The sequence below is a fragment of the Maricaulis maris MCS10 genome (assembly GCF_000014745.1).
GTDB lineage: Bacteria > Pseudomonadota > Alphaproteobacteria > Caulobacterales > Maricaulaceae > Maricaulis > Maricaulis maris_A.
This window is the reverse complement of record NC_008347.1, coordinates 1,008,376-1,021,534: the sequence shown is the minus strand read 5'-3', so window position 1 is coordinate 1,021,534 and position 13,159 is coordinate 1,008,376. Positions and strand designations below refer to the sequence as shown.

General features: G+C 65.3%; 12 protein-coding genes. 4 read left to right on the top strand and 8 right to left on the bottom strand.

Annotation, left to right across the window (positions count from 1 at the left end; all coding sequences use genetic code 11):
* Positions 1–160 precede the first annotated feature (160 nt).
* From MMAR10_RS04785 to MMAR10_RS04755, 7 genes are all read right to left on the bottom strand, one after another.
* The gene (locus tag MMAR10_RS04785) at positions 161–1,372 is read right to left on the bottom strand and encodes a phage major capsid protein (protein ID WP_011642862.1); all 1,212 of its coding nucleotides are present in this window, start codon (positions 1,370–1,372) and stop codon (positions 161–163) included.
* Between the two features lie 51 nt (positions 1,373–1,423).
* Entirely contained in the window at positions 1,424–1,858 is a 435-nt protein-coding gene (locus tag MMAR10_RS04780) for an HK97 family phage prohead protease (protein WP_011642861.1), read from the bottom strand.
* 411 nt (positions 1,859–2,269) lie between these two features.
* On the bottom strand, positions 2,270–2,509 hold the full coding sequence (locus MMAR10_RS04775; RefSeq protein ID WP_011642860.1) for a hypothetical protein: 240 nt from the start codon (positions 2,507–2,509) through the stop codon (positions 2,270–2,272).
* Positions 2,502–3,557 (bottom strand): phage portal protein, encoded by a 1,056-nt coding sequence (locus MMAR10_RS04770; protein ID WP_011642859.1) that lies wholly within the window; start codon positions 3,555–3,557, stop codon positions 2,502–2,504. Before MMAR10_RS04770 ends, MMAR10_RS04775 begins: the two co-directional genes overlap by 8 nt.
* Positions 3,558–3,595: 38 nt before the next feature.
* Positions 3,596–4,885: a DNA-packaging protein gene (locus MMAR10_RS04765; protein WP_150099709.1), complete on the bottom strand. Its 1,290-nt coding sequence runs from the start codon at positions 4,883–4,885 to the stop codon at positions 3,596–3,598.
* Positions 4,773–5,309 carry a hypothetical protein gene (locus MMAR10_RS16875; RefSeq protein WP_041636797.1) on the bottom strand — a complete coding sequence of 179 codons (537 nt, stop codon included), beginning with the start codon at positions 5,307–5,309 and terminating at the stop codon, positions 4,773–4,775. The genes MMAR10_RS04765 and MMAR10_RS16875 overlap by 113 nt, the downstream gene beginning before the upstream one ends.
* 784 nt (positions 5,310–6,093) lie before the next feature.
* Complete coding sequence (locus tag MMAR10_RS04755; protein WP_011642857.1) at positions 6,094–6,558, bottom strand: YcgN family cysteine cluster protein; 465 nt, start codon at positions 6,556–6,558, stop codon at positions 6,094–6,096.
* A gap of 96 nt (positions 6,559–6,654) precedes the next feature.
* Here MMAR10_RS04755 and MMAR10_RS04750 point away from each other — a divergent pair, with 96 nt between their 5' ends.
* Positions 6,655–8,595, top strand: coding sequence for a transglycosylase domain-containing protein (locus MMAR10_RS04750; RefSeq protein WP_233353869.1), 1,941 nt, complete (start codon positions 6,655–6,657; stop codon positions 8,593–8,595).
* On the opposite strand, the gene MMAR10_RS04745 is transcribed toward MMAR10_RS04750, so the two are convergent.
* Positions 8,529–9,365: an ion transporter gene (locus MMAR10_RS04745; RefSeq protein ID WP_011642855.1), complete on the bottom strand. Its 837-nt coding sequence runs from the start codon at positions 9,363–9,365 to the stop codon at positions 8,529–8,531. The genes MMAR10_RS04750 and MMAR10_RS04745 overlap by 67 nt on opposite strands.
* 203 nt (positions 9,366–9,568) lie before the next feature.
* Between MMAR10_RS04745 and MMAR10_RS04740 the strand changes: the two genes are divergently transcribed.
* From MMAR10_RS04740 to MMAR10_RS04730, 3 genes are all read left to right on the top strand, one after another.
* Entirely contained in the window at positions 9,569–11,539 is a 1,971-nt protein-coding gene (locus MMAR10_RS04740; RefSeq protein WP_011642854.1) for a putative bifunctional diguanylate cyclase/phosphodiesterase, read from the top strand.
* Positions 11,536–11,919, top strand: coding sequence for a PAN domain-containing protein (locus MMAR10_RS04735; RefSeq protein WP_011642853.1), 384 nt, complete (start codon positions 11,536–11,538; stop codon positions 11,917–11,919). Before MMAR10_RS04740 ends, MMAR10_RS04735 begins: the two co-directional genes overlap by 4 nt.
* Before the next feature lie 99 nt (positions 11,920–12,018).
* Positions 12,019–13,101 (top strand): DUF2336 domain-containing protein, encoded by a 1,083-nt coding sequence (locus MMAR10_RS04730; protein ID WP_011642852.1) that lies wholly within the window; start codon positions 12,019–12,021, stop codon positions 13,099–13,101.
* Positions 13,102–13,159: the final 58 nt, after the last annotated feature.

Genomic DNA, 13,159 nt, shown 5'->3' with positions numbered 1-13,159 from the left:
GGGCGTCACACCAACGCTACAAACATTTGTCATCCCCGCCGGATGTCCCGCGAACGCGGGACGCAGGGCGGGGACCTAACTGTCTGCAATCACATAGGTCCCTGACTTTCGCCCGGCCTTCGCCGGGCGTCCATCAGGGATGACAAACAGGTTCCCGAACTCAGCTCACACCAAACTTCAGCAGCTTGATCGCTTCGAAATCCTGCACTCCGCCGCCGACGCGCTTGGTGGTGTAGAAGAGGACATAGGGTTTGGCGCTGAACGGGTCGCGCAGGACTTCGACGCCCTGGCGGTCCAGCACCAGATAGCCGCGGGCGAAGTCACCAAAAGCGATCGAGGCGCTGTCAGTGCCGATATCGGGCATGTCCTCGGCCTCGGTGACCGGATAGCCGAGCAGGGTCGAACTCGCCCCCTCGCCCAGCGCCGGCTGCCAGAGATAATTGCCGTCGGCATCCTTGAAGCGGCGCACGGCGGAGACGGTCTGGCGGTTCATCAGGAAGCGGCCCTTGGCGCGATAGGCGGTCTTGGGTGCATAGATGAGATCGATCAACGCGTCGGCGGGATCTGTCGCGTCAAACCCGCCCGCCGTGCCGGTGGCGACATAGCCGAGCTCGCCCCAGGCTTGGGTGCCCTCGGCGACGGCAGTGTAGTCCAGCAGGCCACGCGGCTTGTTGATGCCGTCGCCGGAGACAAAGGCGGCGCTTTCCTGGGCGGCGAAGACGTCGCGGACCTCCTCGGCCAGCCAGTCCTCGACATCGACCATGGCGTCATCGAGCAATTGCTGGGTGGCGGCCGGCATGGCGTAAAGCTCGGCGGCGGGAAACTCGATCAGTTCGAGACTGGGCGCATCGGTTTCCGGGCGGGCCGCCGTTTCGGACACCCAGCCCGTCGCCGCCCCGCCGCGCGAGACCGGCTTGCGGAAGGTGCCGGACGCGGTCTGGCGCACCGTGGCGATGGCGCGAATGGGTGAGGCTTCGGCCAGCAGCCGGTCGATCCGGGCCTCGGTTTCGGCCGGCACGACATGACCGCCCTCACCGGGCGTGCCGGCCGTGGCGGACTTGCCTTCGGCCAGCTGGCCGCTGCGCATATAGGCGGCAAAGCCCGTCGAGGCCGCCGACCTGTCGGCACCCGGAGCGAGGCCGGGACGGGCCGCTTCATGGACGAGACGGTCGAGCGCGGATTTCTGGCTGTCGAGCGCCTTGTCGATGCGGGCGACCTTGTCCTCCAGCAGCACATCGGCAGCGGCGCGGGTCTCGATCTCGGCGAGGCGCTGGTCATTGGCCTGTTTGAACTGTTCGAAGGCAGCCAGCAGCTCGCCCATCACCGCGCGGCTGTCACCGGTCGCGGCGGTCATCTTGGTTTCCTTGCTCACATAAATCTCCTGGGGTTGGAAAAAGGGTGGGAGTTGTCAAAAGGTGGAAAGTCAGGCGGCGACGCGGTTGCGCGCCGGAGCCACAAGGCGCAGGCGCGCCTGGGGCAGCATGGGGAAGGTCACGATGGAGACCTCCCAGAGATCGATCGCGGTCAGCACCCGGCCGCGCGCCTCTCGCGGCGTGGCGGCGCGGGTGCGAAAACCGATGGAAAGCCCGTCTACCGCGCCGCGCCGGACCAGCGCCGCCGTCGCCCGGCCCCGGGCCCCGGAGGTCAGGATCTCGCCGCGCACAAACAGGCCGCGCGCGTCCTCGGTGATCGAAGTCCACAGGCCGACCGGCTCGGACGGGTCGTGCTGGAACAGCATGGGGATGGTGCGGCGGGTGGCGAGCGAAGCAGCAAAGGCGCCACGCGCCACCACATCGCCGCCAAGGTCAGCCAGCCCGAACAGGCTCGCATGACCCTCGATGACGAGGGTGTCAGTCATGAGGGGGCTCCGGGTTTGGGAGGAAATGACGATTTACGGGGCGCGCCCCCACGCATTTTTCCCGGAAGCGCGCCAGCGCTATCCGGGACCAACGGGAGACTTAGCGTTTCAAGGCACGTTCGGTCGGTCCCGGCTCTCCGCCGCGTCTTCGCGCGGCTGCGGCCGGGAAAAGTGCGTGTTGCTCGGGCAGATGGGAGTTGGAATAGAGTTGGAAATTCAGCGCCGTCGGCGCGTAATCATCCATAAATCCCTTGTCAGCCAGCAGGCCGCATCCGGTTTTCCAGCTCAAGGGTGTAACCGCACAGCGGCGCTTCGCGCCCTTGACCTGGAAAACCGGATGCGGCGACGTCTCGGCAAGCGATGAATGGATGGGTGAGCGCAGCGGCGCCTCACTTTAAAATCGACGAAAAATCACTCCTCCATCCGCCGCTCGATCCGCACCAGGCTCTCCCTGGCCAGGCGCATCTCGGCTTCCAGTCTCGCCAGCCTTTCCGCCAGCGGGCTGGCGCGGTCGCTGACATGTTCGAGCTGGTCGAGGCGTTCGCCGACGCGGCCGGACCAGATCAGGGCGCCGGAGGTTTGCAGGAGGATGGCGAAGATCAGGCCGAGGGTGACCTGTTTCTGGACCGTCCAGTTGTCGATCTCACGCATGGCGCGCCTCCCCGGCTTCCTCGAGCGCGGCAAAGTCCGGCCGTATCTCGAGGTCAGGCACAGACCAGGGCCGCAGCCAGACGCTCAGGGCGCGGGCCATTTTCATCACCAGCGGACGCACGGTCTGGCGCAGGAAGGCGGCATTGGCTTCGGCGTAATTGGCGTGGGTATTGTCGCCGGGCAGGCCCAGCAGAAGCGGCGGCACGCCGAGCCCCAGCGCGATCTCGCGGGCGGCTTCGCGGCGGGCGGTGGTGAAATCCATCTCGGCCGGGCTGAGCGCCATCGGCGTCCAGTCGAGCCCGCCTTCCAGCAGCAGCGGCCGGCCGGCATTGGCGGCGCCGGTATGGCTGGCTTCCAGCTCGGCCTTCAGGCGTTCGAACTGGTCCGGCGAGAGCTGGCCGTTTTCGCCCTTGAAGACCAGCGCCCCGGACGGCCGCGCCGCATTGTCGAGCAGGGCGCGCGCCCAATCGGAGCCGGCAGTATGAAGATCCAGCGCCCGGCCGACCGCCTCCAGCGGTGACAGGCCGTAATGATCATCGCCGGGATGAAAGAGGCGGATGTGGAAAACCGGGCTGCGACCCGAGACCCGGTCCCGCTGGAAACGCCGCTTCCGGCCGGCGGCGGCGTATTCCCACCCGTCCGGCCAGCCGGTCGGCCCGGCCAGCACACGCATACGATCCGGCCGCAGAAGGTGTAGCGCGCGGGGTTCATCGGCCAGGCTGGCAAGTTCCAGATAGGCATTTCCCGCCAGCTGTAGATAACCATAGAGACTTTCCCACAGCTCCGGCCCGGACTGGTCCGGATTGGGCATGTCGAGCAGGCGGGTGATGGCACCGTCCGACGCGGCGAGCGGCACCGAGGCCGCCGCCTCCGCCGTCAGCCGGACACAGCGATGGACAATGGCATTGCGGGCATAGCCGGCCTGCATCATCGCCGGCAGCGCGCGCGGCGACCAGGCCGACCGCGTCCCCGCCGTCAGGGCAATCAGACGGCTGGACAGAGCCGATTTTTCCTCCCGGCCAAACAGCCGGTCGAGCCAGTGGGGCATGGTGGGCTCCTTTCTGGATTGAAGTTTGAAACGGGTGACTAAAGCCGCCGCAGACGCGGCGCGCCCGTCCGGCCCAGCACGAGATCGCTGATCGCCCAGACCAGCGCATCGACGCGGTCGGGGCTGGATTTGGGGCCGTCGGGCGCTCCAAAGGCGCACATCTGGTCTTCCAGCGCCGGGAAGGGTCGCGCATGGCGGACCCGTCCGGCGGCATAGAGGGCCGCAACCGGTTCGGCGCGGGCACGCTTGCCGCGGCTGGCATGGACGAGGCGCACCGGCAGTCCCGGCGCGGCGGCCTGCAGGACCGAGCGCACCATTTCGCCGCCCTGGTTGGCTTCGGCGATGAGGGCGTCGGCGCTGTAATCGTCAAAGGCGGAGGCCGCCCGCGCGGCCCAGTCGGCGGGCAGAGCGGGACCGAAGGACAGGTCCGCCAGCACCACGGCAATCCGCGCCGGGCCCTCGCCGTGCGCGCCGGCCACCACAATCCCGCATTCATCGGAGCGCGGACCGCCGGTCGCCGGCGGGTCGAGCGCAACGACGATGCGGTCCAGCTCCGGCATCTGCCCGGCAGCAAGGCGCGCCGCCTCAATCTTGGGCCGTGTCCACAAGGCGCCATCGGGATCATCGATCAACAGGCCTTCCACCTCCTGCCGCCCCAGCATCGAGCCGCCATAGGCGGCGTTGAGCGCCTCGACAAAGCCGGGCGCCAGATTGGCGGCATTGGCAGCGGTCGGCTGATGGGTCACACGGATGGGACCGCGCGGATCCCAGGCCTTGACCAGGGCTTTCAGCGCCGGGATCGGGCGCGGTGTGGTGGTCAGCAATATCCGCGGCGCGCCGCCCAGCCTCACCCCCATGCGCAGCGTGTCGAGGACACGTTGCGGGTCCGGCCAGGCCGCGAACTCATCACCCCAGGCATAGTCAAATTGCGGCCCGCGCAGCCCGTCCGCATCCTCGGCGGAAAAGGCATAGGCCTGGCTGCCGGATGGAAAGACCAGACGCTTTCGGCTGGCCTCATAGCGCGGTCTTTCCATTGCGCTTCCCAGATGTTTCAGGCCCGAGGGCCCCTCAATCATCACTTCGCGGACATCATTGAAAGTCGGCCCCACCAGGGCGATCCGGCTGACCGTACGCAGCGCCCGGTGGCGCACCCATTCGGCGCCGGCGCGGGTCTTGCCGGCACCGCGCCCACCCAGGAAGAGCCAGGTCAGCCACTCACCCGGCGGCGGCAGTTGCGGGCCCGTCGCGCGGTGGCGGAAGTCGGTATGGATCGCGTCTCTTTCCTGACGATCCGCCTCCTTGTGCCACGCCCTCTCCCGCTCGCGCATCGTCTGCATCCAGAATGTATCGACGAAGGAAAGCATCGTCGCGAGCTTGCTGGGCTGCGTCATCGATCGCGTCCTCTTCGTCTGTTGTCTTGGGTGTTGAGAGGCTTTCCGATGCTTCGGTCCTGGCGCGGTCGACCTTGCGGAGCGCCGCATCGGCATTGGCCAAGCGTGTCGCCTTGAGGGGGTCGCCCCTCAGAAACTCGATCTCCACCTGCCGACGGCGACGCTCCAAAGCCTCGTCGCGGATCGCATCCAGCTCTCCTGGGTCAAGCGCCCGCAGCTCATTGATCCGCTTGCGCATGTGGGCGGTTGTGAGGTTGAAGGATTTGGCAATCGCCTCGACCGTCTCGCCGTTCAGGAACATCAGATATCCAGGATAGATATCCATCTTGTCGCGGCGGCCGCGTCCGGGTTTTCCAGTCATGCCGAACAATAGGCCGACGCCGCGACCGGGCGGATATCGTCCACGAAAAAACCCGCAACCGACTGGACGGTCACGGGTTCTTCGGGACAGATACGGGGATAGTCGCGGGTTTATCCCCGCGATCGGACCCCGCCGGGGGGAATGTCACTGGTTTCATGGCAAAGGACGATCGGTGGCGCGTCCTGCTTGATGGCCGTTGTGACGAATTTGGCTCGAATTTGAAACACCGGACCGCGAGCAGGGTTGCGCGCCGGTAAAGCCGATCGTGAAAATGCCGGGCATTCGGGACGGGCGGGAGCCACTCCCTTGTCATCCCGGGTGGACGCCCGGCGCAGGCCGGGCGCAGGCCGGGCGCAAGCCCGGGACCTGGCTGGTGGCGGGCACATGGGTCCCCGCCATGCGTCCGGCCTGCGCCGGACATCCTGCGGGGATGACAAGTGTGGGAGGGGCGTTGTTGCCAGGCTGGCGTGAGCCGCCCCACTGCACGACGGCAACTCCCAACCGTCATCCCACGGTCGATGCGCAGCAGCGATCCGGGGGACCTTTGCTTCGCCGGTGACAGGGTGGACGAGGTCCCCCGGACAAGCCGGGGGATGACGGTGGAGTTGGGGGAGATTTCGAATTGCATTGAAATCTCTGCGCCCCCGACTCACACATTTTTCCCGGAAGCGCGGCAGCGCTATCCGGGACCAACGGGAAACTCATCGCCTCCAAACAAGGTCGGTTGGTCCCGGGTCTTCGCCCGGGAAAAATGAAAAACCGGATCAGTCAGACTGACCGAGCCTCAATCCTCATCCCCCTCACCCGGCCATTCCGTGATCCGCGCTTCCCAGTCGACACTGTCGGGATCGGAGAACTGGGTTTCGGACGTCACCCGGCCGATCACCGACATGCCGGCCTTGCGGGTGCTCTCGGGGTCGCCGGTTTTCAGCGGGTGCCAGTCGAACAAGTCGCGGCCTTCGGCGATCAGGCGGTAGGCGCAGGTTTGCGGGATCCATTTGAGTTTGGGGACATTGTCCGGCGTCAGGACGACGCAGTCGGGCACATGGGTGTGACGGTTGGCGTAGTGGCGGCAGCCGCCCTTGTTGCAGTCGTAAAGCTTGCAGGCGACATCGGTGTCCAGGTTGAGGCCGGTATCCTCGTCTTCCAGCTTGATCAGACAGCATTTGCCGCAATGGTCGCACAGCGACTCCCATTCCGATTTGCTCATCTCGCCGAGAGATTTCATCTTCCAGAAAGGCAATGACATGACAAACGCCTGAATTTGGCCTCGATTGGCAGGCCTTAGACTAAGCCCGAGAGGGGTGGCTATAGCATGTATCAGGAGCCGTTTCGCGCGGATCACATGATGGAACGTGACCGACGCACACGTCGCACGCGCCTGATCCTCGGCGGCGTGCTGGGCTCGCTTGTCCTGCTGGGCACGGTGTTGGGCGTGACCGGCTGGCATTGGGCCTTCCACGACCTGCCGGCCGCTCCGACTTCGGCCTCCGAACTGTGGTCGACCCGGCGCGAACCCTCGGTGACGCTGCAGGATCGCGACGGTCATGTGCTGGCGGTACGGGGCCCCTTATATGCCCGTGCGGTGGCGCTGGATGCCCTGCCCGAGCATGTACCGCAGGCCTTCCTGGCGATCGAGGACCAGCGCTTTTACGAGCATGACGGCGTCGATCTGCGCGGCGTTTTCCGGGCCTTGTGGGTCAATTTCCAGGCCGGCCGCTCGGTCCAGGGTGGTTCGACCATCACCATGCAGCTGGTCAAGAATCTGATCCTGACGCCGGACCGGCATCTGCGCCGCAAGATCCAGGAAATGCGGCTGGCGCGGCAGCTGGAAGACCATCTGACCAAGACCGAGATTCTCGAGCTTTATCTCAACCGCATCTATCTGGGCGCCCGCGCCTTTGGCGTCGAAGCGGCGGCGCAGCGCTATTTCGACAAGCCGGCGACCGAGTTGACCCTGGCCGAGGCGGCACTTCTGGCGGCCCTGCCCAAGGCACCCAGCCGGCTTGACCCGACGGTCAATCTGGCTGCCGCCCAGGCTCGCGCCGCGACCGTGCTCGACGCCATGCTGGAGGCCGGTTTCATCGACCAGGCAGCCCATGATGCCGCCATCGCCGAACCGGCCGCACCGGTCGCCGACACCTCCGACCCCAATGCCACGGCGGTCTGGGGTCACGCCTTTGACTATGCCCTCGCCGAAGCCGCCGATCTGGTCGCCGCCGACGTCCCCGATCTGGTCATCCGCACCACGCTCGACCCGGCCCTGTCGCGGGCGGCACACGACGTCATCGAGACTGTGCTGGACGAAGAGGGCGAGGCCCAGAATGCCGGCGAGGCCGCGATCATGCTGCTGGCACCGGACGGGGCGATCCGGGCCTTTGCCGGGGGCCGCGACTATGCGACCAGCCAGTTCAATCGCGCCATCCAGGCCCAGCGCCAGCCCGGCTCGGCCTTCAAGCCCTTCGTCTTCGCCGCAGCGCTGGAGGCGGGCTATGATCCGTCCTCGGCGGTATGGGACGAGCCGATCGACCTGGAAGGCTGGACGCCGCAGAATTTCTCCGGCGGGTTTCGCGGTCTGGTGACCCTGCAAGAAGCGCTGAAACGCTCGATCAACACGGTCGCGGCCCAGGTCGCAGACCAGGTTGGCATTGCCCGTGTGGTCGAGGTCGGACAGCGCTTCGGCATCCGCTCGCCCTTGCCCGAACTGCCCGCCATCGCGCTCGGCGCCGCGGAAGTGAATCTGCTCGAACTGACCTCGGCCTATGCCGTGTTCGGCAATGACGGGGCCCGCCGCGAGCCCTATTTCATCACCTCGATCACCAATTCACGCGGCGACATCCTGTTTGAACATGTCGACACGCCGGCCCAGCGGGCAACGACGGCCGCGACCGCCCGCTCGATGTCGACCATGTTGCAGGATGTGGTGCTGAGCGGAACCGGCCGGCGGGCCGCCCTGCCAGGCCGCGCCTCGGCCGGGAAAACCGGGACCAGCCAGTCCTTCCGCGATGCCTGGTTCGTTGGCTATACGGCCGATTTCACAGCCGGGGTCTGGGTTGGCAATGATGATGACACACCGATGGACGACGTCACCGGCGGCGGCCTGCCGGCGATTATCTGGCAACGCTTCATGACCCGGGTGCATCAGGACCTGCCGGTGCGGCCGCTATCGGCCCCGGCGCCGCGCACACGCTCGGAACGGGAAGAGCGGCTGGCCGCCTTCTACTCCGACCTGTCAGCGTCCTTCTCGGTGATACTGGCTGACGGGGCTTCGCCCACCGAGCGCTGAACCAGGGCCGTCAGCTCGGCGATCTGGGTCCGCATGCCGGCGATTTCCGCATGCAGGACATCGCGGTCGGCATCGGCTTCCAGGTCGCGCGCTTCCTCATCATCGAAATGCTTGGCCTGCAGGCTGTCGACGATGATGGCGATGAAGAGGTTGAGGACCGCGAAACTGGTCAGGACGATGAAAACGAGGAAGAAAACCCAGGCCCAGGGATGAAATTCCATTACCGGGATGGCGACATCAGTGGCCCAGCCTTCCAGCGTCATCACCTGGAACAGGGCAAAGGCACTCTCCCCCAGCGAGCCGAAACGTTCCGGATTGGTCTCCGAAAAGAATTTCGTCGCCATGACGGCGGAGACGTAGAACATCAGCCCCAGCACAGCCATCACGGCGCCCATGCCCGGAATGGCGCGCAGCAGGGCTTCCACGACCTTGCGCAGGTCCGGCATGACCGAGAACAGGCGAAAGGCGCGCACGATACGCAGCGCCCGCAGGACCGAGAAGCCGCCGGCGGCCGGCAGGATCGAGATGATGATCACGGCGAGGTCGAACCAGTTCCAGCCATTCATGAAAAAGCGGTGGCGATAGACGATCAGGCGCAGCGCAATCTCGACCACGAATATGATGACGATGGTGCGGTCCAGCAGCGGCATCCAGGTCGTGAACCAGGCGCCCTCATAAGGGTAGGTCTCCAGACCCAGCGTGATCGCGTTGAGCACGATCAGCGTCATGATGAAATTGCGAAAACCCGCGCTTTCGACAAAAGCCTTCATTTGATCCCCCAAAGCCGCCGACACGCCGCCTGTCCTGCGGCCATGCTGCGCTGCTCCTAGCCCTGTCTCCGTTGAAATTCAATCATCTGCTGCCAGATCATGGTTTTAATAAAACCGCAGATAGTTCGAATTTTACCGGACGGCTTATCCACGATTTAAGGCGGCATCACTAGACAGGGCAGAAATTGCTATCAGGAAGCCCGATGCGGACCCACCGCCACGACCCGTTGCCCTCCAGCCAGAAGGCTGAAGCCGATGCGCCACTCGCCGATGAAGTGGTCGTCGCCTATCAGCCCATCCTCAACGGGGCGACGATCGCGATCCTGCTGTTCGTGCTCTATGATCTGCTGACGCGCCTGATCTTCCCGAACCCGATCTATGACGGGCCCATGCTGGTGATGAACGTCGTCGGTCTGACGACCCTCAGTATTGTTTACATGGCCTTGCGTCGAAACCTGTCCAGTCGGCATCTCGAGATCGCCGGCGGCATCATCTGCCTCGTCCTCTTCCTCAACTCCAATCTGCAACAATTGTTGTCGTTCGAGCAGGAAAACCTCGTCTACTCGATCTTGATGATGCCGATCTTCGCGACCCTGCTGCCCCGCCGGCGTGCGATTGTCATCGCCGTGGCTTTCTGCTGCGCAGCATTGGCCTATCTGGTTCATGTCAATCTGCCGCACATGACGAGCAATTACCTCTCGGTTGGCCTTGCTGGCGTGATGGCGGCTGTCGCCATCGCGGTGATCATCCGCAATTCCGTGCTCAACGCCGTCAAGGCCCGCCTGGAAGCGGTTCGGGACCGTGAAACCGCAGAGCAGCTCGAGCGTGATGCCCGTCACCTTGCCGAATGCGACGCGCTGACGGGCCTGCCCAACCGTCGAAGCTTCTTCCTGGCCCTGGACCAACATATTGAGCGGCTTCGCAGCCATGGCGAGCCTTTCATCCTTGGCCTGGTCGACCTTGATGGCTTCAAACCCGTCAACGACACCTACGGCCACGCGGCTGGTGACGAGATGCTCAAGATCGTGGCCGAGCGACTGTGCGACATCGCCGACGAGACGGTCACCCCGGCCCGCCTGGGAGGGGACGAATTCGCCCTGCTCGCCGCAATACCCTGCACGCTCAATGAGACAGCCCTGGCGCTTGGACACCGGGTCGAGGCGGCCCTGTCAGAGCCCTATGAACTGGGCGAATACACGTGCAAGTCATCAGGCTCGGTCGGCCTGTTGATCTGCAATGATCCGCAGGTCAGCGCGCAGGAACTGATGGAACGGGCCGACCACGCCCTTTATTTCGCCAAGCGCGCCCTGCAGGGCAAGGCGGTGGTCTTCAATGCTGCGCTGGAACAGGAAATGACGGCGTCCAGCCAGCTGGACAAGGCCCTTCGCCGCAGCGACCACGAGGCGGAGTTCAGCGTCAAGTTCCAGCCGCAATACGACCTGGTGAAGTCGAAGGTCACAGGCTTTGAGGCCCTGGCACGGTGGGACTCGCCCGAACTCGGCAGCGTCACTCCCGACCTCTTCATTCCTGCCGCCGAACGGGCCGGGCTGATCCGCGGCCTGACCCAGACCCTGCTGAGCAAGGCATTGCGGGAGATGGCGAGCTGGCCGACGGACATCACCCTGTCCTTCAACCTGTCAGCGCATGACCTGATGTCCCCGCAGGCGATGGACAGCCTGCTCGATACCGTCAGGCAGAGCGGCCTGCCGGCCAGCCGGATCGAATTCGAGATCACCGAAACGGCGATGATGAGCGATTTCAACCAGGCGCGCCGGGCGATCGACCAGATCTCGGCCGCCGGCCATTCAATCGCGCTGGACGATTTCGGCGTCGGCTATTCCTCGTTGCAATACTTGCAGCAACTGCCGGTCTCCAAACTCAAGATCGACCGCTCCTTCGTCAGCCAGATGCTGGAGGACAGTTCATCCTTCAAGATCGTGCGGACCATGCTGGCCCTGTCACAATCGCTCGATCTGGGTTGTGTCATCGAGGGCGTCGAGACGGAGGCCCAGGTCCATATCCTGCGGACGCTGGGAGCCCGTCACGTCCAGGGCTATCTGATCGGGGCACCCATGGATGCCGACCAGATCGACCCCATTCTCTCAACGCCAATGCCCCTGCGCAAAGCGTCTGACCCAGCCCGTCCGCCGAGCCTTCGACGGGCACGGGCATGACCGGACGCGGCCTGGTCGCAGTGCTGGTCCTGGCCGGTCTCGCCGTCACACCGGCTGTCGCCGATGACGTACTGCATGGCCATGCCCGCCGCGGAGCGGTCTATCAGACCCTCGCCGCCGACAGCCTGACCCCGCGCGCCTGCGCCGCCCTGTGCGACGCCGACGGGACCTGCCAGTCCTGGGTCTGGACGCGGGCCGAACTGACAGGATCCGAGCCCGCCTGCAGCCTGTTATCTGCCGCCCCGACCCCCTACCCGGCGCCGGGTCGCGTCACCGGCTTGTCGCAGGCGATCGCAAGCCGGATCGATGCCGCCGCCGAACGGCCTCCCAGCGATCGTGAAATTCCGGCCCTGCGGGCGACCCTGGACGGACCGCATTGACCGGGCAATTCGCCACACCTGAACAATTTGAACCATCCGCCGCACGATTTTTTTACCCGCACCCCGCACACTTTGCCCCTGTTCCGTTTGGAGTCCGACATGGCGGTCATCAGCAAGCTCAACACCCTCGTCGATCTGGCACGCGAGAAATCGAGTGACCGTCGGCGCACCCTGTTGCGCGAAGTGACCGATCTCTTCTTCGAGGAGACGCCTGAGCGAGACAGCGCCGTGTCCGGCCGGTTCGACGACGTGCTCTCCGCACTCGCCGAACAGACTGCCGTCGATGCCCGCGAGGAATTGTCACAACGCTTTTCCGGAACCCCCCTGGCGCCGCGCGGCCTGGTGCTGAAACTGGCCCAGGACGCGATCGAGGTCGCCGGCCCGATGCTGTCGCAATCCTCGGTCCTGTCGGAAGACGATCTGCTCTCGATCGCCGAGAAGAGCGGGCAGGATCACCTGAAGGCGATGTCAAAGCGCGACGCCGTGTCCGAACGCCTGTCCGACACCATCGTGCGCCGTGGTGACGATGAGACCGTCGCCACCCTGATCTCGAATGACGGCGCCCAGCTGTCGCGCGAGACCTACGAGACCGTGTCGGAACGCGCCGAGAATTCGGAAGTCCTGCAGGGCCCGCTGGTCAAGCGCAAGGACACGCCCAACGACATTCTCGCCGACATGATGCTGACCGTGCGCAATCACCTGCGCGACCACATCATGGAACGTTTTGACAGCGTCGACCCGGCCATCATCGACCAGGCCATGGCGGTCTCCAAGGCTCGCCTTGCCGCCCGTTTGCAGCAGGACAAGGCCGTCGAGGAGGCGCAAAAATTCGTGCGCTCGATGGCCATGCGCAAAAAGCTCGACGGCGCCCTGCTGGCCCGCCTCCTGCGCGAGGGTGACAGCGTCAAATGCCATGTCGTCTTCGCCGAAATGACCGGCGTCGACTACATCGCCGCCAAGCGTGCCCTCGAGCAGGACAGCATTGATCCGCTGGCCCTGATCTGCAAATCCGCCGGCTTCGACAAGGCGCTCTTCGTCACCCTGGCCGTGCTGCGCCACAAGAATTCCGACGATGCCTTCCGCGACGCCCGCGAACTCGGCCAGCTCTACGACAAGGTCACCGCCGACGACGCCGCCCGGGCCATGCGTTTCTGGCGCATGCGCCGGGACATGGCGGCTTAGGCAAACCCTTCCCCGACCGTCGGGCACATGCCAGTCTTTCGGCATGCCCGAGCCCTTC

Excerpts from the sequence above, each read along its gene's own strand:
- MMAR10_RS04770 (WP_011642859.1), bottom strand. The coding sequence starts at position 3,557 with ATGCCCCACTGGCTCGACCGGCTGTTTGGCCGGGAGGAAAAATCGGCT.
- MMAR10_RS04780 (WP_011642861.1), bottom strand. The coding sequence starts at position 1,858 with ATGACTGACACCCTCGTCATCGAGGGTCATGCGAGCCTGTTCGGGCTG.
- MMAR10_RS04765 (WP_150099709.1), bottom strand. The coding sequence starts at position 4,885 with ATGCGCGAGCGGGAGAGGGCGTGGCACAAGGAGGCGGATCGTCAGGAA.
- MMAR10_RS04740 (WP_011642854.1), top strand. The coding sequence starts at position 9,569 with ATGCGGACCCACCGCCACGACCCGTTGCCCTCCAGCCAGAAGGCTGAA.
- MMAR10_RS04735 (WP_011642853.1), top strand. The coding sequence starts at position 11,536 with ATGACCGGACGCGGCCTGGTCGCAGTGCTGGTCCTGGCCGGTCTCGCC.
- MMAR10_RS04730 (WP_011642852.1), top strand. The coding sequence starts at position 12,019 with ATGGCGGTCATCAGCAAGCTCAACACCCTCGTCGATCTGGCACGCGAG.
- MMAR10_RS04775 (WP_011642860.1), bottom strand. The coding sequence starts at position 2,509 with ATGCGTGAGATCGACAACTGGACGGTCCAGAAACAGGTCACCCTCGGC.
- MMAR10_RS04745 (WP_011642855.1), bottom strand. The coding sequence starts at position 9,365 with ATGAAGGCTTTTGTCGAAAGCGCGGGTTTTCGCAATTTCATCATGACG.
- MMAR10_RS16875 (WP_041636797.1), bottom strand. The coding sequence starts at position 5,309 with ATGACTGGAAAACCCGGACGCGGCCGCCGCGACAAGATGGATATCTAT.
- MMAR10_RS04750 (WP_233353869.1), top strand. The coding sequence starts at position 6,655 with ATGATGGAACGTGACCGACGCACACGTCGCACGCGCCTGATCCTCGGC.
- MMAR10_RS04755 (WP_011642857.1), bottom strand. The coding sequence starts at position 6,558 with ATGTCATTGCCTTTCTGGAAGATGAAATCTCTCGGCGAGATGAGCAAA.